The organism is Aneurinibacillus aneurinilyticus ATCC 12856, assembly GCF_000466385.1.
GTDB lineage: Bacteria > Bacillota > Bacilli > Aneurinibacillales > Aneurinibacillaceae > Aneurinibacillus > Aneurinibacillus aneurinilyticus.
Map to the genome: position 1 here is coordinate 1 of NZ_KE952842.1, position 18,305 is coordinate 18,305.

The following is an 18,305-nucleotide window of genomic DNA, read 5'->3' on the forward strand; positions in this document are numbered from 1 at the left end:
TTCTTCCACCTTATGGATAATCAACAGGCGTGTAGTAATATACATAATACTTGTTTTCTTAAACGTAAATCAAGAACATGGTATCACAAACAGCGTACAAACACCAATATAAAAGAGCAAGGGGAAACGGTCTCACCTCTTGCTCTCTTTTATAATATCACTCTATCATTCTTTATTCTTCATGCGTTTTTTCAGTGATCCCGCTCAATAACGAATGTTGCAAGAGCGCGAAGTATGCTGTCATCCACAAGGCCTGCTTCAGTAAGCGCTTCGTTCGCTTCATCCACCAGGCATTGAAGTATAGCATGCGATTCTTCCATGCCGATAAGGGAAGGATATGTCGATTTGCTGCTCTTTTCATCACTTCCTACTGGCTTGCCAATTTTCGCCTCATCCCCCATCACATCCAAAATATCATCTTGAATCTGGAATGCAAGCCCAATATTGTTGGCATAACGGGTCAAGAGCGCGAGCTGTCTTTCTTCGGCCCCGGCAAGAATCGCACCGGCACGCACACAAAATACAAGAAGATCAGCGGTTTTATGCTGGTGAATATACTGTAGCTGTTCAAGCGTCAGCCGTGTATTCTCGCCTTCCATATCGGCGCATTGGCCACCAACCATTCCCTTGGCCCCAGCATACGAAGATAATTCGCGTACGATTTTCAGAACGTCGGCTGCAGGAACTTGATAGGCCTGCGCCTCGCATACCGTTTCAAAAGCATACGTCAAAAGTGCATCTCCTGCAAGAATAGCCATCGCTTCTCCGTATACTTTATGATTCGTTGGCTTTCCCCGACGAAAATCATCATTGTCCATAGCGGGCAAATCATCATGAATAAGAGAGTACGTATGTATCATTTCGACTGCACAGCCGACAGGAATACCCGATTCTATTGGCTTGCCGAACGATTCAAGTGTCGCAAGTACAAATAAAGGCCGTAGCCGTTTCCCCCCGGCTAAAAGCGAGTATGCCATCGCGTTCCGGAGCGTATCTGGAACTTCCTGCATATCCGCGTATACAGCGAGACGCTCGGAAATGAGCGCCACTTTTTCGTCAATATATTCTTTTAATCGCACGTTGTTCACTCGTTGTCTCCCTCCAATTGGAACGGAACGACGATTTTCTCGCCTTCCTGCTCCAGCAGCATCTCGATTTTCTGTTCCACATCCGTTAACTTCTCGCTGCACTGCTTGGACAACGCCATTCCCTCCTGGAATAAGGCAATCGCTTTTTCCAACGGAACATCCCCCGCTTCAAGCTGCTGTACGACTTCTTCCAACTGTTTCATCGCCTCTTCGAATGGTACTTCTGTCTTTTTCTTACCCATGTATATCCCCCTTTTGTGTCTCCTCGACCCGGCATACGAGCGTTCCGTCAGCCAAACGAACAGCGACCTTCTCACCTGCCGCTGTTTGTTCTACCACGGTTACTAGATTTTGTTTTCCATCCGCTTCTTTAAATACGAGTGAATAGCCACGCTTCATTACTTTTAGCGGGCTCAATGCATCCAGCTTGCCGATTTGGCGATCGAGCTTCTGTTCTTGCTCTTTGACCAGCATTCTCATCGCACGTTCCAGACGCTCCTGCCGATTACGCAGACGCTCATGCTCACGCTGTATTGTTGTCATTGGATTGTATTGCAACAAATGCCGATGCATTTCTTTCCATCGTGCCTGTTTCTGTATACGATATTGTTCAGTTGCCCGCAACAGCCGTTGCTGTAGCCGGTCCAATGCCTGTTCATATTGCATGACATGACGTTCCGGCTGACGTAGCACATACGAACGCTGCAAGCGTTCCAGACGCTCACGAAGACGTTTCACCTGATGGTGAAGTGAAGTTGCAGCACGCCGCGACAATACATCGATACGATGATGCAACTCCTGCATATGGGGTACCGCAAGTTCCGCCGCCGCTGTAGGTGTAGCCGCGCGCACGTCAGCTACAAAATCAGCGATCGTATAATCCGTTTCATGTCCTACAGCCGAAATGATAGGAATGCGTGAGCGTGAAATGCTGCGGGCTACCGTTTCCTCGTTAAACGCCCACAATTCCTCAATCGATCCGCCACCTCGGCCAGTTATCAGTACATCGATATCCTGACGCTCGTTCATCTCATCAATTGCGCGGCTGATAGATGATGCAGCGTGCTCTCCCTGCACTGCAACGGGATACAACAATACGTTCGCAACTGGATATCTCCGGCGAATGGTCGTAATAATGTCACGTACCGCGGCACCAGTAGGCGAAGTAATGACACCGATCCGAGACGGATACTTAGGAATCGCCTTTTTATTACGCTCATCGAACAGCCCCTCTTTCTCCAGCTTTTCCTTAAGCTGCTCATACGCCATATAAAGGCTCCCGATGCCGTCCGGCTGCATCTCTTTCGCATATAGCTGATACTGTCCGTCCCGTTCATACACAGAAACAGAACCGCGGATAAGCACCCGGGTTCCGTTTTTGGGAATAAATTTGAGATACCGGTTATTCCCGGCAAACATTACGCCTTTGATTTTGCACTCTTCATCCTTGACCGTAAAGTACATATGCCCTCGGGAGTGATGCACAAAATTGGATAGCTCGCCTCGTACCCACACATTCTGCAACACTTCATCAAAATCGAATGCATCCTTAATATAGCGCGTAAGATCTTTAACCGAAAAAATTTGCCGGGTATCCTGCACAGCTCTCTTCCTTCCCCTCGCTCTATTTCTCTTGTGCCACGCGTGCTGCTTTCTTCGCCGCGTCCACCGTATTCTTCATCAGCATCGTAATCGTCATCGGTCCCACACCACGCGGTACCGGAGTCAGATAGCTCGCCACTTCTTTAACAGAATCAAAATGAACGTCTCCCACAAGCTTACCTGCTTCATTCCGGTTTACACCGACATCAATAACTACGGCCCCGACTTTTACATGTTCCGCGTTAATCATCTCGGCACGGCCAACGGCCACAACTAGAATGTCTGCCTGACGCGTAATAGACGCAAGGTCTTTTGTCCGCGAATGAGCAACCGTTACGGTAGCGTTTTCCTGCAATAATAACATAGCAACCGGCTTTCCTACAATATTACTACGTCCAATAACAACCGCATGCTTGCCTTCAATCGGCTGACCTGAACGCTTAATCAGTTCAATAATCCCATGCGGTGTACATGGCAGGTAACAATCATTTCCAATGAGCATGTTGCCCACATTTACCGGAGTAAATCCATCTACATCTTTCTCCGGGCTAATCGCATCAATGACCGCTTTTTCAGAGATATGCTTCGGTAATGGAAGCTGCACCAGAATGCCATGAATGTTCGGATTTTGATTATACTCCTCAATCATTCTTAACAATTCTTCCTGTGTGATGGAGGCATCATGCCGAATGACTTCCGAATAAATGCCAATTTCATGGCACGCTTTTTCCTTTCCTTTTACATAGGAATGAGAAGCCGGATCATCGCCAATGAGAATAACCGCAAGTCCCGGATGGATGCCTTGCTCCTTCAGTTGCTCCACTTCTTCTTTTAATGCCGCGCGAATTTCGGACGCTACCTCAGCGCCCACAATAATATGTGCTGACATATCGCATATCCTCCCGTTCAATTGAAAATATTAAGAAAATGTAAGTTCTCGCCTTCTTTTTCAGTGTAGCGAATCAAATGGAAGATTGCAAAGATAAATTACGAAATATAGCACTGATTTTAACAAAAATGTTCGCCTTTATGACCAGAAAGAAACTGCAAAAGGCCGATACGCGCTACACCAAATGCATTATCTCCTGCATAGGCGGGATCCGCAAAATACAGACGGGCACCAACCGCCCGGTGTGTCAGCCGTTTCATAAGCCGTTCCCGAATGTACGCATTGGCAGACACGCCGCCTACAATAAGAATATCTTTTGGGTATCCGTCCTCGGTAGCCGCCCGAAGTGTTTTCTCCAATGTAGCTGCGATGCATTTCTCCGCCGCACGGGCAATCTGCGCTGACGGAACATTTTGTTTTATTGCACGCATAAGAGCCGCCTCAGGTCCCGAAAAACTAAATGTATACTTCACTACAGACGAAGGAACGACAAGACCGTTCTCTTCCGCTTGCTGTGCCAGCTCTTCGAGGTACGGCCCCGCCGGAAAAGGAAGTCCCAACGCTACACCAATCCGGTCGATTAATTGTCCCGCATGCAAATCTTGCGTACCACCAATGCATTCAATCTCGTATCCTCCGACCCGTTTTACGCAATCCAGCACTTCGCTCGTTCCGCCGGACAGATGCACCGCAAGAAATCGTTTTACTGCAATCGGCTGTGCCAGCGTATATTCTCCAGCTGCAATGTGCCCCTCCTGGTGAGATGTATAATACACAGGCACATGAAAAAAGTGGGCCATCAGCTCTGCTGCCATCTGTCCAGCAAGAAATACGGGCATATAGCTACCCTCCGCTGGCCGCGGGGTACGGCTCACCGCGATAGCTATCACCTTGTGGCCTTTTATTGTCATACGACGCGCCAGCTCGGGCAGACGTTTAACATGTTGAAACAGGGCAGTGGATTGTTGGAGTCCACGTTCACCAGCTTCCACCGTCAATAGCTCCTTCTCTTCGGCTACGATCTGTCCACTTGTATTAACGAGACAAAGAGAGGTTCGATAATTGCTCGTATCAATACCAAGTACTACATCCATCAGTTATTGCCCTTTTTGTTCGCTTTTTTCCAGATCTTTCACCAGGCTGGACAGCACCCCATTGATGAATTTCGGCGAATCATCCGTTCCGTAGAGTTTGGCCAGCTCGATCGCTTCGTTTAACGTAACTTTCGTCGGGATATCGTTCCGATGCATCATCTCATAACCGGCTAAACGTAAAATCGCGCGGTCTACGTTCGCCAATCGTCCCATCGTCCATCCTCGCAAATATTTGCTAATGTTACTGTCAATATCGGCTTGATGCATCACTGTGCCCTTTACAAGCTCGGTTAAAAACTCGGTATTTCTCTCTTGGTTCTCCGCCTGCTCATTCTCTTCTTCCTCCAGCAAGTTAGCGAGCACATCCTCCGGTGCAGCTTGTGTCATATCAATCGAAAATAATACTTGTACCGCCTTTTCGCGGGATTGATGTCGATTCATTCGTTACCACCTTTTATTTATCGATATTTACTATATAAGCGCCTAACAGTTCGACATATATCATATCAATCCATCAAACCTGATTTTATATAGCTTTACCTCCACAAAAAATAACCATTCCTTGAGTTTATCAAATCCTTCCCCCATTGGAAATACTTTGTCCCACCATTTTACCGCAAAAAGCGCCAAACCCCTGAATACCGAGATTTGACGCTTTTGCTGTGTGCGATTGTCCACTTGCTTGCATATCTACCGTTTCGTAAACTTCCCCGGAAGAATGCGGTCAAGCACTTCGCCTACATCTTCTTCATTGTCAAATTTGCGTCCGATATAAAAACCGGTCGCCACGAATACGGCAAATACGATTGTTTTAAGAAAACCAACCCACAAAAAGAGTAGACCAAAAATAAAACCCGCCGCCAAGCCGAACGCTTTTCCCCGATTTTCCAGAATGAATTGCCAGAACATGCGAATCCCTCTATTCTACCCGCCGGACGCGTGCTCCTGTACCAGGCTGTGCCACTTCGGACACAAGCACCGTAACTTCGGCAATCGCCAGGCCGGCAATCGTTTCTACGCGTTCCTTGGTAACCTGCTGTACTTGCTCTACCAGACCAGGGATCGGTGTTTCTCCATCTACTGTTACTTTAACGTGGATGGAAGTTTTATTCTCTTCTGCCCGGACACGGGCCTTCAAGTCGCGAATGCCACGAATACGACGAGCCGCAGCAGTAGCAATGCTTTCAATTGTTTCCAGAGTAATTCGCACATCCCCGTATTCGGTCGGATTGTGAACAGATACTCCAGCACGCCCCCTGTCTCCGCGAGCCCGTACACTTGTAAACAAAAACTTTAAGCTGATTAGAAAAAAAATTGCGGCTGCGACAAAGTAAATCATCCCTACCTGAGATGACGTATAAATTTCTTCAATGGCACTTGTAATGTACGTTGATGAAATCAAATTGAGGCTGGTCGCCATGACGAATAATGAAATAACCACCAGCGCTAGGCTATATAGCGTAAGAATAAAACGATCAAATAAATTCACAGACGCCCTCCTACCGGCGAAACGCCAGGCTGTGCGCTCCGCTTACCGAACTCGGTGAACTTCTTCATAATTTCCAGGTACTTTTTTCTCTTTTTCCTGCTTCAGTAAAACATCGACGATATGTACGTTTACTTGTGTTACCACAAGCCCTGTCATATTTTGAATAGACTCCCGTACATTTTCCTGAACCTTATAGGCCACATCAGGGATTTGCTGTCCAAATTCCACAATGATATAAAGATCGATAGTTGCTTCTCTTTCTTTAATATCCACACGGACACCACGACTGCTTTTGCGTCCAAGACGCTCAACAAAATCGCCGACCACTCCACTGCTCAATCCTGCTACTCCAGGTACCTCAGAGCCTGCCATATGAGCAATCACTTCGATAACCTCCGGAGCGATTTCAATCTTGCCTAGCTCCAGCTGTGAGAATTCAATTCCATTATCCAACACAAAACACCTCCTTCAAAGTGCGATTCTTTGCTTATTATAGCAAAGGAAAGGAAAAGAATACAATTTACGCCTTTGAAGAAGGTGTCGTTTTTAGTAATTATTCTTCAATTTTCAAGTCATATATCTCTAAAAACTTCGTGTTGAACGTGCCTTCCACAAACATTTCATGCTCAAGCAATTTAAGATGAAAAGGAATTGTTGTATGCACACCTTCAATCACCATCTCTGATAGTGCACGCTTCATACGTTGAATTGCTTCATCCCGATCTTTACCCCAGACGATAATCTTCGCTATCATCGAATCATAGAACGGTGTAATTTGATAGCCCTGATAAACTGCACTGTCCACACGGACACCAAACCCGCCCGGCGGGAGATAGAACTGGATTGTACCTGGAGACGGCATGAATTTCTTTGCCGGATTCTCCGCATTAATACGGCACTCAATGGCCCAGCCGTCAATCACAACATCCTCCTGTTTGAAGGAAAGCTGATAGCCTGCAGCCACCATAATTTGTTCTTTAATCAAATCAATACCGGTAATTAACTCGGTTACCGGATGCTCGACTTGAATACGCGTGTTCATCTCCATAAAGTAGAATCGACCGTCTTTATCGAGCAGAAATTCTACCGTACCGGCACCGTGATAATTCACAGCTTTTGCTGCTGCAACAGCGGCGCTCCCCATCTGCTGACGTGTTTCTTCATCCAGCGCAGGAGATGGTGCCTCCTCTACCAGCTTCTGGTGACGACGCTGTATGGAGCAATCACGTTCGCCAAGATGGCATACGTTCCCATGCTTGTCTGCGATAATTTGAATCTCGATATGACGCGTATCTTCGAGATATTTCTCCAGGTACACGCCCGGGTTGCCGAACGCGTTCTTCGCTTCCTGTTGAGCCTGACGTACAGAAGAAATAAGTTCTTCCTGCGAACGGGCTACACGCATGCCTTTACCGCCGCCACCCGCAGTTGCCTTAATAATAACGGGATATCCGGCCTCTTCAGCAATTCCGACCGCTTCGTCAATATCTTCAATCAAACCGTCAGTGCCCGGGACAATAGGCACTCCCGCATTCTTCATCGTCTCGCGTGCGACGTTCTTATCCCCCATCTTGATAATAGCCTGTGGTTCAGGTCCAATAAACGTAATATTGCAAGCAGAGCAAATCTCTGCGAAATCGGCATTTTCCGCCAGGAATCCATATCCTGGATGAATCGCGTCAACGCCCGCTTTCGTCGCAACGCTCATCAAATTCGTCATGTTCAAGTAACTGTCTTTCGAAGCAGTCGGTCCAATACAATACGCTTCATCGGCCATTCGTACATGCAGCGCTTCCTTATCCGCCGAAGAATAGACAGCGACCGTTTGTATCCCCAACTCATGACAGGCTCGGATGACGCGAACAGCAATCTCTCCACGGTTAGCAATGAGTATTTTTTTAAACATGGAAGCCCTCCTTTATTCCGGCTTCACAAGGAAGAGAGGTTGTCCATACTCTACAAGTTGGCCGTCTTCCACCAGCACTTTAACGATCTCGCCGGATACTTCTGCCTCAATTTCATTGAACAGCTTCATCGCTTCTACGATACACACAACACTATCATTTTTAACTTTGTCTCCTACCTTCACATATGCAGCTGCTCCCGGTTCAGACGATTGATAGAAAGTACCAACCATCGGAGAGGTAATTTTATGTAGGCCAGCCTCTTCCACTTCTTCTGTAGCAACAGGAGCTGCTTGCGGTGCCGCAGCCTGGGTCGGGGTTGGAGCCGGGGCGGCTTCCTTCGGCGCTGCGACAGGTTCGGGTGTTGATGCCAATACCGCCTGTGGTGCTGGTGCAGGCATTGCCGTTACTTGGGAAACGCTTGCAACAGTCTCTTTCTTAATGCTGATTTTTGTGCCCTCTTCTTCGATTTTGAACTCGGTAATAGCGGACTGATCAACCAATTTAATAATCTCTCTAATTTCATGAATCTTAAGCATGCTTTGTCCACTCCTAACTATTTGTATGGTCTATATAATAAAGTATCATCACACATTATAGCATAAAGTCATGTTCTTGGTACTAATTATGTACTGAATTATTTATCAATTCGTACTGCAAAAGAAGAAACGGGCCACTGTTCATGGCCCGGGCACGAATACTTTTCGTCGTTGCTCACTTTCTTAATATTTTAACGCGATACTCATATTAATCGTTCATTAACAACCTATGGTTTGTAGCTGACCACGATATTGTTGCCCGGTACTTTCATGTGCTGTTTAACTACACCGATAATTTCAACCACTTTATCTCGCTTTAACGTTTCCGTCTGCACAACCACGCGGACCATATCATCCCTGGCAATAACAACAACATCCTTGTAGCTGCCAAGCGATTTCACCAGTTCCTCCACCTGCGTTTGATTATCCTTGAGTGCCGATAACTCTTCTAGCTTTTTCTTGGCTTCGGCAATGGCTGCCGGTTTAGCATCACTGTTGGACATTACTTCCATAAATTGTCCTATTTCCTGTTCCTGCTGTGCATCACGCTGCATCTTGTATCCCGTGAAGTAGTCATCTGTTGGGGTTGTTGCCGGCATACCTTCGGGCTGCGGGGCCACCTGTTTCGTCTCTACGCTTACGCCTTTATCATTCGCAGGTACAGGCGGTATTCCGGCCGCTTCATTCGTGCTTTTGCTTGCTACAGGTACCTGCTCGGACGGACCTTGCACCAGATAATACGCCGACAGTACGACCAGTACGGCAAGCATGGACAATAACCAAACCGTTTGTTTTTTTAACGCCATACGTACTCAGCCTCCTTAAGCTTTTTTAGGCAAAATTGAAATTTTATAGGAAGGAACAGCAAGTACTTTTTGTACTGCCTCCAAAATCCATGCTTTTACCTGTAAGTTACCTGCACCTGACGCTACCACAACCACTCCGCGCACTTTCGGCTTAACAGTTTTCATCACAACTGGACGCTCGCCTCCGTCATCTTTTGTAATGACGACCTGCTCCTGAATCGATTCGCTGGCAATATCGCGCGTGGCCCCTTTGTCGCCTTCTTTTGTCGATTGTGTTTGACGGTTCGTGTTTTTTTCCACCACAATCTCTTCTGTAGATTCAAGATTCACCATGACCGACACATCCCCTACTCCAGTAATGGTCTGCAATACTTCTCTAAGTTTCTTCTCGTACATTTGTTCATATTCTTCCATGGTGTACGATTCTTGCTTTTTCTGGGCGAACACTGCTTGTTCACCCTCTGTCGCCGGTGGAGAAGGGGAGCTGGGAGTTCCCTTATCAAACGTATAAAAGGAACCCATCAGCATGAGCCCGATGCCAAGCGCGCCGGCTACCATCAACCACTGCATTTTTCCTAGCTTCTTTGTTCCGTCTTGCATGTCTTTTTCCTTCTTGCTCATCGATTATCCCTCCTCTCCGGCATTGGCCCATGTAATACGCACTGCGTCACCCGGCACATTCCATGCCGCTGAAATTCCAGCTTCGATCTTTTTTTCAGTACGTTTTTGTTCAGCCACCACTGCGACCGACTGTTCTTTTTCATGGGGCAGGCGTGAGCTTTCATTCCGGCTATCCAGAGAAATTTCTACCTTAACCGGCTTTATCGGTTCCACGGAAACGCCCTGTCCGCTTTGCTTTCCGTCCTTTTTCTGCTCTTTTTTGGGCGCCAGTACAACAGAGATGCTTTCGATGGGCTGCTCTGTTTTTTGGCCTTCCGAGCTGATCTGGACATGTACTTCCTGAACGTTAACACCATGCTCGGTTTCCACTTGTTTTTTTACCAATCCGCTTATTTGCTCTTCTACATAACGGTTGGTTTCCTGATCATTCTGAGCGGCAAGCTTCTTGGCCAATGCATCCACACTTGTAAAATCCGGATGCTGCGACCGCCCGATCTCCTTCTCTATAGCAAACGAAAGTTGAGCGAACGGGATATCTTTGCGAAACAAGTCCAATAAAGGTGACACCAAAGCCAGCAGAATCAAAAGTCCCATAACCAGTTTGACGTATTTACTGTACGTATTGCTTGGTAACAGCAAGTCCAGAAACGTAGCCAGCAATACAAGTAGAATAATTTTCTTCAGCCAGAGAATCAGCATAGCCATCATATCGCCACCTCCTTATCTCATCATGACCGAAACGTTGGCAGCTGAGATGACGATAGTGATGGCCAGGAAGAACATCAGACTCACCGTAGCCAACGCAGCGAAAATGTACAGCAGATTTTTGCCGATGATGCCAAGACAGGAGAGAATAGGACTATTGCCAAGCGGCTGCATTACAGCAGACGAAAGATTATAGACAAACGCTAGAATTAAAATCTTCAGTGCCGGAAATGCCACTAACAGGAGTAGCACCAATACACCAGCCATGCCGACTGCATTCTTGACAAGCAGCGACGCCCCGACCACTGTCTCGGCCGCATCCGCAAATACCCGACCAACTACCGGAATGAAATTACCCGCAATGTACTTGGCGGTACGAAGAGCGACTCCATCTGCCACCGCGGCTGTGGCCCCCTGAAGCGAGAGCACGGCAAGAAAAATGGTCAGAAAACTTCCCATCAGCCCAAGGCTTATCGTCCGTAACAGCTGTGCTAGCCGAGTCAGCTGGTACTTTACAGAGAATGAGCTGACGATACTAAGCACGGTAGATAGAAACAGGAGCGGAAATACGATTATGGAAATTAGCGTACCGCTTGTATTGACCAAAAACACAACCATGGGATGGAACAGAGCAGCTGAAGTGATCCCCCCTGTTGACGCCAGGAGCGCCAAAATGAGCGGCATCAACGCCAGCATAAAACCAACCATATCCTGAATAGCTCCTTGTGCAAAATCGATGGCGACACGAAAGCTATTTACTGCCAGAATAATAAGCACAAGATATGAAATCGCGTATGCAACAGTGCTTACAGAGTTTTTTTCAAAAGCCGTTTGCAGCGTCTCCAGCACCATAGCAAATACGGTAATAATGAGGATGGCACCTAGCAGCTTGCCATTAATAAGCAGTTCATGAAAAAGGAAAGAGCCAAGTCCCTGTATTACGCCGGAAAAGCTAAACGCTTTTTCACCTGTTACCATCTCGAACAGGCTTTTTCCCTCACTCTCCGGCAAATATCCTCCATATTTATCCAAAACTTTCTGCCAAAACGCCTCAATGTCCTTTGTATCAAGTCTTTCTAGCTGTCCCTGTACAACTGCGTCCTGAGGTGTGGAAGCAGGCTTTTCCGTTTCAGCGGCGCTTACAGGGTGCCATACAAACAGCAGGACAAGCAGCAGTCCCATATAAAGTGATAGGCGCAACCATTTCTGCTTCATATTTTCACAACCTTTTTATGAGGGGAGTAGCTGTATAATCGTTTCGACAATAACAGAGAGAATGGGAATGGCCAGCACCATAATAAGAATTTTGCCTGCCAACTCGATTTTGGATGCAATCGCCCCCTGGCCCGCATCCCGTGTGACTTGTGCGCCAAACTCGGCGATATAGGCAATACCGATGATTTTAAGGATTGTATCCAGATAAACGATGTTGACATTCGCCTGCATAGCAATACCCTCAAGCACCCGGATAACATCAGAAATCTTTCCGATCAGAAATAGGAAAATAATAACTCCTGTAACCGTCGCCAGAACAAAGGCAAACATCGGCTTCTGCTCTTTTACGACCAGGCTAAGAACGGTGGCGACAATCCCTAATCCTACAATCTGAATAATATCCATGCTGGCACCTCTTATTGAAACAGGAAAACCCGTTTGATTTCCTGAAACAAGTCATTGATGAACGAGGCTACCATAAACAACACAACAATAAATCCGATTAGCGTTACCCATTGCGCCCAATCATCCTTGCCTGATTGCTTAAGTACCGTATGAATCATAGCGACAATGATGCCAATGCCCGCAATCTGAAAAATCGCATTCACGTCATATCCCATGTCCTCCACCCCTCAATAAAGTAAGATAACGAGCAAAATTCCGCTTAATACCCCCAGGCTGCGGCACATCTTCTCGTAGCGTTGCTGGTTGTCCCGGGCGGAGGCTTCTTCATGCTCAAGATTGGCGCAGGCGAGCCGGATATGTTTTCTCTGATCTTCCCTGTCACTTTGTCCGAGAACGGAGCCAAGCTGGAGTACGATATCTTTTTCCGGTCCTTTCAGTGCAGTTTTAGGCCAAACTTGCTGTACTGCGCTATGCCAGCATTCACTGGCCGGCCATTCCGGCTCCTGGGCAAGTATTTCCGCCGTACGACTGAACAGACGTGCCCCAGATCCTGTGAGCCTGCGGGAGATTGAAGCAAGGGCTTCAGGAAGCGGACGAGAGCCATAAATAATCTCCGTCTCCAAAAGCGTAAGGCCGGTACGCAACTGGCGGATTTGGAGCGGTCGATGCGCAAGATATCCTCCCAGCTGCATCCCGCTAAGCGTGCCTGCAAGAATGATAAGCGAGGCCCCCAATAGCTTCAGCATCGCTTTCACCTCCTGCACTCGGCAAAATGCTCATCATATACCCCCGCTATTGCCCCGATCCTTGGTTTACGGGAGAGGACGAGATAGCATTGAAAGACACCGGTCTGCAGAACTCGCGAGAGCGTAGGTCTGCGCATAATGTCTTTCAGACTGCGCCCATGCACACTGGCAATGACCGTAATCCCTGCGTGAATAGCTTCCTCTAACGCGTAACCGTCCTCCGCTCTCCCGATTTCGTCCGTAATAAGAACATCAGGAGACATGGAACGGATCATCATCATCATACCTTCCGCCTTCGGGCAAGCATCCAGTACGTCTGTACGCGGTCCAACATCTTTCTGAGGAATGCCTCCCACACATCCTGCGATTTCCGATCGTTCGTCGACGATGGACACCTTGCGGGCGTTCACTTCTTGTGTTCCTTCACTAATTTGACGTGCTAAATCGCGCAGCAAGGTCGTCTTTCCACACTGAGGCGGTGAAATAATCAGCGTATTCTTCAGCTGTTTTCCTTCCGTCAGCAGCGGCAGCACTTTATCAGCAGCTCCCTTCCGTTCACGGGCTACCCGAATATTGAAGCTTGTAACATCACGAATCAGCTTAACCCGTCCGTCTTCGAGCACCACTTTGCCGGAAATGCCTACCCGGTGCCCTCCCTGGATTGTAATATAGCCTCGCCGCATTTCTTCCTCCATCATGTAAAGCGAATGATGACTCAGACGGCTTAACAATTGAATGCCTTCTTCCTTCGTAAACATTAGCGCGGCTTCTGCCTGCTCCGTTCCTCCCCCTTTTTCGCTTACAAATCGGGAAGTCCCGCCCCCTACATACTCGATGGGACGCGCCACACGCAGTCTGATTTCTTCAACTCGTTCCAATTCCTGCGGCGGCAAGCGTTTCAGCTTAGCACGCAGACTGTCGGGCAACATATGAAGAATGTCTTCCATTTTCTGATTCTCCCCTTTGTCCCACTGTACTTATCACATTCATATGGGAAGCCTGGCCACTTTATGCCTATGTTGCAAGAAGGAAGAGAAAGTAAAATGTCGGATCGGAAAGGTGAAGCCGGGGGCAGATTAGAAATACGCCATTCAGGGGAAGCTACATGCAACAATTATGTTTTTCACACAAGGATGTATTCTCCATATGACATGAAATATGTGGCATAAAGCAAAACGGTCCACCTATAAGGTTACCGATACAAAATCAAAAAGGGAGGCACCTGTATGCCGCACCTGAACGTACAAAACACGCCCTTATACTACGAAGAGCAGGGGCGCGGCTTTCCGCTTGTATTCCTGCACGGCATGGGACTTTCACATGTGAATTGGCACGGGCAAATAAAGCATTTCTCAAAAAGTTTCCGCGTGATTACGTACGATATGCGCGGCCATGGACGCAGCGGTGTCTCGCTCGCCCAAAGACCGGCAGATTATCTGCTAACATTGAGCCGTGATCTCAAACAATTGCTTGACATCCTCAAGATCAAAAAAGCTCATTTCATCGCCTATTCCACCGGTACGCTTGTACTGTTGCAATTCTTGCGAGAATACTCGGATATGTGCGAACGTGCCGTGCTTACAGGGGCTTTTCCCCGTCTTAGCACCCCATACATGTATGCGAAAATAAGTATGTCATACGCATTAACATTAATGAATGCTACAGGTTTCGAAGCAAGAGGTGTAGCCTTATCTAACGGAGCCACCAAACAAGAAATTGGTCTTTTTATGAATGAAGCACGAAAAGTACGCCGTTCGGAAGCTCTTCTGCTACTACGCTCATTGTTTTTCTGTGATTTAACAAAGTTTTTACACGAATTAAATGTTCCGATTCTGCTGCTGTATGGCGGAAATGAACGATACATGATGAAGTATCGTCATATGATGCTCACGTCATTGCCTCGGGCAGAAGTATGTCTGGTGCCTAAAACATCCCATGCCTGCCCAACAAAAGCATCCGCTACATTTAATATGCTTGTAGAAGATTTTTTAACGGCGAGGTAAATGATATGCCAAAACCCCGGGGACGCGTATTATTCGCATTAAGTCTTGTACCGCTCATTATGGTGTTAGGAAATTCCATGATTATTCCGGTGCTTCCGACCATCGCGCACAAATATCATTTAAGCGCATTTCAATCGGGATTATTGATTACGCTATTTTCCATTCCAGCTGGCATTATTATTCCGCTGGCTGGCTTTCTATCCGACCGAATCGGACGAAAAAAAGTTATTCTCCCGGCACTTCTATTGTACGGAGCAGGCGGGTTGGTTGCAGGAAGCGCAGCGCTGTTCTCTGCTCAGCCATATGCATGGATCGTTATCGGCCGAATTATCCAAGGTATTGGTGCAGCTGGTACAGCACCAATCGCTATGGCACTTATCGGAGATTTGTATCCACCCGAACATCGGGGGCATGCGCTTGGTATTATTGAATCCACCAATGCGCTTGGTAAAGTGCTGAGCCCGATTCTTGGTTCGCTCCTTGCACTAATCACATGGTATGCACTATTTTTTGTATTTCCGCTCTTCATCATACCGGCTATCTGGATGATTATGCACTGGGTAGAAGAAAAAGAGAACACCGCTCCACCATCGTTTGCAAAATACAGGCATGATACAATTCTCGTTTTCCACAAACAGGGCCAGTGGCTTGTCATTTGTTTTTTGCTTGGTGCAGTTCAAATGTTTTTTCTGTTTGGCATGCTCTTCTATCTTGCTGAAACACTGGATACTTATACGTCTCTGTCTGGGATTATGCGTGGCTTCCTTCTGGCACTGCCCCTGCTTTCATTGACATTGATGTCCATATGGACGGGAAGACATATCGAACACCAGGTAGAACGCATCAAAACATTTCTTATCACCGGAACACTAATTACAGCAGGTCTTTGCACGATTTTGCCGTTCATCCACGGCCCAGCAACTGTAATCGCTCTGCTGTTCATTGGAGGCATCGGAGGGGGGCTAGTGCTACCATGCTTAAATACACTTATTACATCCGCTGTCGGCAAAGCCGAAAGAGGGATCGTTACCTCACTGTACAACAGCATCCGATTTTTTGGTATTGCCGCAGGACCAGCGGTATTCGGTGCGCTGCTTGCTCGTCCTTTTTCGCTGTTCTGGGGAACATCTGCAGCATGCCTGCTGCTCGTCCTATTAACGGTCCGTTTCATTCATAAACCGGGACAGCTAAAAAGCAAGCATGGGCATTTCCGGCTGCTTCTGCGCTCGCTTTCCCACATCCCTAAAAACCCGGAATAAAAATTTTGCTACAGCTACGAATTTGAATGAAGTCGAAAAAAAAATCAATACAAGCACACAAAAAAGCGACCTGTAACAAGGTCGCTTCAGCCTGTCGAGAAAGCCTCGACAGTTTTTTGTTTTTTTATGCTGGGTATTTATTATGCACGGGATACGTATGCTTCGTTGCGCGTATCGATAACCAGCTTATCGCCTTCATTAATGAAAAATGGCACTTGCACAACAAGCCCGGTTTCCAGCTTCGCCGGTTTCGTACCGCCAGAAGCCGTATCGCCTTTAATGCCCGGTTCCGTTTCCGTAACGGTAAGTTCTACCGAGTTTGGTACTTGTACACCGAGGATTTCGCCTTCGAACATTACAATACTTACATTCATGTTCTCCAGGAGGAATTTCAGTTCGTGCTCAATTTGGCTGGTCGGCAATGTAATTTGATCATATGTTTGTGTATCCATAAACACGTGCTCATCGCCGGACGCATATAGATATTGCATTTCTTTCGTCTCGATTCTTGCTTTCGATACTTTTTCCCCGGCGCGGAACGTCGTTTCCTTAATGGAACCGTTACGCAGGTTGCGCAGCTTGGTACGCACGAAAGCAGCGCCTTTTCCCGGCTTTACGTGCTGGAATTCGATAACAGAATAAATAGCTCCGTCATACTCGATCGTAGTACCCGGGCGCAAGTCGTTTACTGAAATCATGGATAAACCTCCTACAAACCAGTTATTTCTTGTTTTCTAACTTTCAAATTATAACACAAAAATAATATTAAATTACAAGCAATTCCTTTGGTGAACTGGTCAAAATCTCGCAGCCCTCCTCCGTAATCCGCACATCGTCTTCGATTCGGACACCCCCGATACCATCGAGGTAAACTCCAGGTTCCACTGTCACAATCATACCCGACACTAGCTTCTGCTCACCGCGTACTGATAGCGTCGGTCCCTCATGTACTTCTAGTCCGATACCATGCCCTGTGCTATGACCATAGTTAGAACCGTATCCGGCATCAGCGATAATATCACGGGTCAGTGCATCGGCTTCTCTTCCAGTCATGCCTGCTTTAATGTGTTGTACACCGTTCAGCTGTGCTCGTAAGACCACATCGTAGATTTCACGCATCTTCTCTCCGGGTTCACCGACCGCAATCGTGCGGGTAATATCGGAACAATACCCTTTGTAATATGCCCCAAAATCAAGCGTCACCATCTCTCCTGTCTCAATCACTTTGTCGGAAGCAACACCGTGCGGCAACGCAGAGCGTACTCCGGATGCAACGATCGTATCAAAAGACGTTCTGGTCGCACCGAGCGAGCGCATGTAAAACTCCAGCTCATTCGCCACTGCAAGCTCTGTCACACCCGGTTTTATATAATTCAGAATATGGCTGAACGCCTTATCGGCGATGGCGGCCGCTTCTTTGATAATCTGTACTTCCTCCGCGGTTTTTATGAGTCTCGATGCTTCTACTGCACCTGCTGCTGGCACCAGCTCAATGCTATCGGCAAACCCTACAAGACGCTGGTACAGCGCATATGTGATATGATTCTTCTCGAACCCGAGATGCTTTATTCCATACCCTTTCGCACGCTCAATAGCCGTCTCCAGCATATCAGCCTGATGTTTCACGATTTTGAATCCCGGAGCCTGCCGTGTTGCCTGTTCAATATACCGGAAATCCGTAATCAAATCGGCTGTATCTTCTGTCAATAGGCAACAGCCGGAGGAACCAGTAAATCCGGATATGTACCGCCGATTGTATCCGTTTGTAATGAGAAGTCCATCGACACCTTCTTTTTTCATCCAATCACGAATCTCTTGCAATTTTGTTTGCACTATTCATCATCTCCGCCTTATAGTTTAGAATCTTCTTTCTTCTTATCCTATGCAAGCTGACACGTTATACTTGTTTCAAGGGTGTTGATTATCCAGTATGATCCAGA

Annotated in this window: 24 protein-coding genes; 3 read left to right on the forward strand and 21 right to left on the reverse strand. The window is 47.2% G+C overall.

Going from position 1 to position 18,305, the window contains the following annotated elements:
- Positions 1–198 (forward strand): hypothetical protein (locus tag HMPREF0083_RS29065; protein ID WP_021622927.1); only part of this gene is annotated, 198 nt, incomplete at its 5' end.
- Here HMPREF0083_RS29065 and HMPREF0083_RS17355 read toward each other — a convergent pair.
- The 19 genes from HMPREF0083_RS17355 to spoIIIAA form a co-directional block, all read right to left on the reverse strand.
- Positions 192–1,088: a polyprenyl synthetase family protein gene (locus tag HMPREF0083_RS17355; RefSeq protein WP_021622928.1), complete on the reverse strand. Its 897-nt coding sequence runs from the start codon at positions 1,086–1,088 to the stop codon at positions 192–194. The genes HMPREF0083_RS29065 and HMPREF0083_RS17355 overlap by 7 nt on opposite strands.
- Entirely contained in the window at positions 1,085–1,330 is a 246-nt protein-coding gene (gene xseB / locus HMPREF0083_RS17360; RefSeq protein ID WP_021622929.1) for an exodeoxyribonuclease VII small subunit, read from the reverse strand. Before xseB ends, HMPREF0083_RS17355 begins: the two co-directional genes overlap by 4 nt.
- Positions 1,323–2,690, reverse strand: a complete 1,368-nt coding sequence (xseA, locus tag HMPREF0083_RS17365) for an exodeoxyribonuclease VII large subunit (RefSeq protein ID WP_021622930.1) — start codon at positions 2,688–2,690, stop codon at positions 1,323–1,325. The genes xseB and xseA overlap by 8 nt, the downstream gene beginning before the upstream one ends.
- A 22-nt stretch (positions 2,691–2,712) precedes the next feature.
- Positions 2,713–3,579: a bifunctional methylenetetrahydrofolate dehydrogenase/methenyltetrahydrofolate cyclohydrolase FolD gene (gene folD, locus HMPREF0083_RS17370; RefSeq protein WP_021622931.1), complete on the reverse strand. Its 867-nt coding sequence runs from the start codon at positions 3,577–3,579 to the stop codon at positions 2,713–2,715.
- Positions 3,580–3,698: 119 nt separating this feature from the next.
- Entirely contained in the window at positions 3,699–4,676 is a 978-nt protein-coding gene (locus HMPREF0083_RS17375; RefSeq protein WP_148316004.1) for a Kae1-like domain-containing protein, read from the reverse strand.
- Positions 4,677–5,114 carry a transcription antitermination factor NusB gene (nusB, locus tag HMPREF0083_RS17380; protein ID WP_021622933.1) on the reverse strand — a complete coding sequence of 146 codons (438 nt, stop codon included), beginning with the start codon at positions 5,112–5,114 and terminating at the stop codon, positions 4,677–4,679. It abuts the gene before it with no gap.
- 249 nt (positions 5,115–5,363) lie between these two features.
- Positions 5,364–5,582 carry a DUF2273 domain-containing protein gene (locus tag HMPREF0083_RS17385; protein WP_021622935.1) on the reverse strand — a complete coding sequence of 73 codons (219 nt, stop codon included), beginning with the start codon at positions 5,580–5,582 and terminating at the stop codon, positions 5,364–5,366.
- A gap of 10 nt (positions 5,583–5,592) precedes the next feature.
- Positions 5,593–6,162 carry an alkaline shock response membrane anchor protein AmaP gene (gene amaP / locus HMPREF0083_RS17390; protein WP_040303450.1) on the reverse strand — a complete coding sequence of 190 codons (570 nt, stop codon included), beginning with the start codon at positions 6,160–6,162 and terminating at the stop codon, positions 5,593–5,595.
- Positions 6,163–6,204: 42 nt separating this feature from the next.
- The gene (locus tag HMPREF0083_RS17395) at positions 6,205–6,618 is read right to left on the reverse strand and encodes an Asp23/Gls24 family envelope stress response protein (RefSeq protein WP_021622937.1); all 414 of its coding nucleotides are present in this window, start codon (positions 6,616–6,618) and stop codon (positions 6,205–6,207) included.
- Positions 6,619–6,715: 97 nt separating this feature from the next.
- Entirely contained in the window at positions 6,716–8,068 is a 1,353-nt protein-coding gene (accC, locus tag HMPREF0083_RS17400; RefSeq protein WP_021622938.1) for an acetyl-CoA carboxylase biotin carboxylase subunit, read from the reverse strand.
- A gap of 12 nt (positions 8,069–8,080) precedes the next feature.
- Positions 8,081–8,605, reverse strand: coding sequence for an acetyl-CoA carboxylase biotin carboxyl carrier protein (accB, locus tag HMPREF0083_RS17405; RefSeq protein ID WP_021622939.1), 525 nt, complete (start codon positions 8,603–8,605; stop codon positions 8,081–8,083).
- Between the two features lie 227 nt (positions 8,606–8,832).
- Positions 8,833–9,411, reverse strand: coding sequence for a SpoIIIAH-like family protein (locus tag HMPREF0083_RS17410; protein ID WP_021622940.1), 579 nt, complete (start codon positions 9,409–9,411; stop codon positions 8,833–8,835).
- A 15-nt stretch (positions 9,412–9,426) separates the two neighbouring features.
- The gene (spoIIIAG, locus tag HMPREF0083_RS17415) at positions 9,427–10,032 is read right to left on the reverse strand and encodes a stage III sporulation protein AG (RefSeq protein ID WP_021622941.1); all 606 of its coding nucleotides are present in this window, start codon (positions 10,030–10,032) and stop codon (positions 9,427–9,429) included.
- 3 nt (positions 10,033–10,035) lie between these two features.
- On the reverse strand, positions 10,036–10,740 hold the full coding sequence (gene spoIIIAF, locus HMPREF0083_RS17420) for a stage III sporulation protein AF (protein ID WP_021622942.1): 705 nt from the start codon (positions 10,738–10,740) through the stop codon (positions 10,036–10,038).
- A gap of 12 nt (positions 10,741–10,752) precedes the next feature.
- Positions 10,753–11,952, reverse strand: a complete 1,200-nt coding sequence (gene spoIIIAE / locus HMPREF0083_RS17425) for a stage III sporulation protein AE (RefSeq protein WP_021622943.1) — start codon at positions 11,950–11,952, stop codon at positions 10,753–10,755.
- A gap of 15 nt (positions 11,953–11,967) precedes the next feature.
- Positions 11,968–12,357, reverse strand: a complete 390-nt coding sequence (gene spoIIIAD, locus HMPREF0083_RS17430; RefSeq protein WP_021622944.1) for a stage III sporulation protein AD — start codon at positions 12,355–12,357, stop codon at positions 11,968–11,970.
- Between the two features lie 11 nt (positions 12,358–12,368).
- Positions 12,369–12,572, reverse strand: coding sequence for a stage III sporulation protein AC (gene spoIIIAC / locus HMPREF0083_RS17435; protein WP_021622945.1), 204 nt, complete (start codon positions 12,570–12,572; stop codon positions 12,369–12,371).
- Between the two features lie 12 nt (positions 12,573–12,584).
- A complete protein-coding gene (gene spoIIIAB, locus HMPREF0083_RS17440) occupies positions 12,585–13,103 on the reverse strand; it encodes a stage III sporulation protein SpoIIIAB (protein WP_040303453.1) in 519 nt (172 codons plus the stop codon).
- Positions 13,104–13,108: 5 nt separating this feature from the next.
- Complete coding sequence (gene spoIIIAA / locus HMPREF0083_RS17445) at positions 13,109–14,050, reverse strand: stage III sporulation protein AA (protein WP_021622947.1); 942 nt, start codon at positions 14,048–14,050, stop codon at positions 13,109–13,111.
- A 279-nt stretch (positions 14,051–14,329) separates the two neighbouring features.
- Between spoIIIAA and HMPREF0083_RS26535 the strand changes: the two genes are divergently transcribed.
- On the forward strand, positions 14,330–15,106 hold the full coding sequence (locus HMPREF0083_RS26535) for an alpha/beta fold hydrolase (RefSeq protein ID WP_021622949.1): 777 nt from the start codon (positions 14,330–14,332) through the stop codon (positions 15,104–15,106).
- A gap of 5 nt (positions 15,107–15,111) precedes the next feature.
- Complete coding sequence (locus tag HMPREF0083_RS17455) at positions 15,112–16,365, forward strand: MFS transporter (RefSeq protein ID WP_051354707.1); 1,254 nt, start codon at positions 15,112–15,114, stop codon at positions 16,363–16,365.
- A gap of 140 nt (positions 16,366–16,505) precedes the next feature.
- Here the strand turns inward: HMPREF0083_RS17455 and efp are convergent, their stop codons facing one another.
- Both efp and HMPREF0083_RS17465 read right to left on the reverse strand, forming a co-directional pair.
- Positions 16,506–17,063 (reverse strand): elongation factor P, encoded by a 558-nt coding sequence (gene efp / locus HMPREF0083_RS17460; RefSeq protein WP_021622951.1) that lies wholly within the window; start codon positions 17,061–17,063, stop codon positions 16,506–16,508.
- A 67-nt stretch (positions 17,064–17,130) separates the two neighbouring features.
- Complete coding sequence (locus HMPREF0083_RS17465; protein ID WP_021622952.1) at positions 17,131–18,198, reverse strand: M24 family metallopeptidase; 1,068 nt, start codon at positions 18,196–18,198, stop codon at positions 17,131–17,133.
- Between the last annotated feature and the right edge of the window lie 107 nt (positions 18,199–18,305).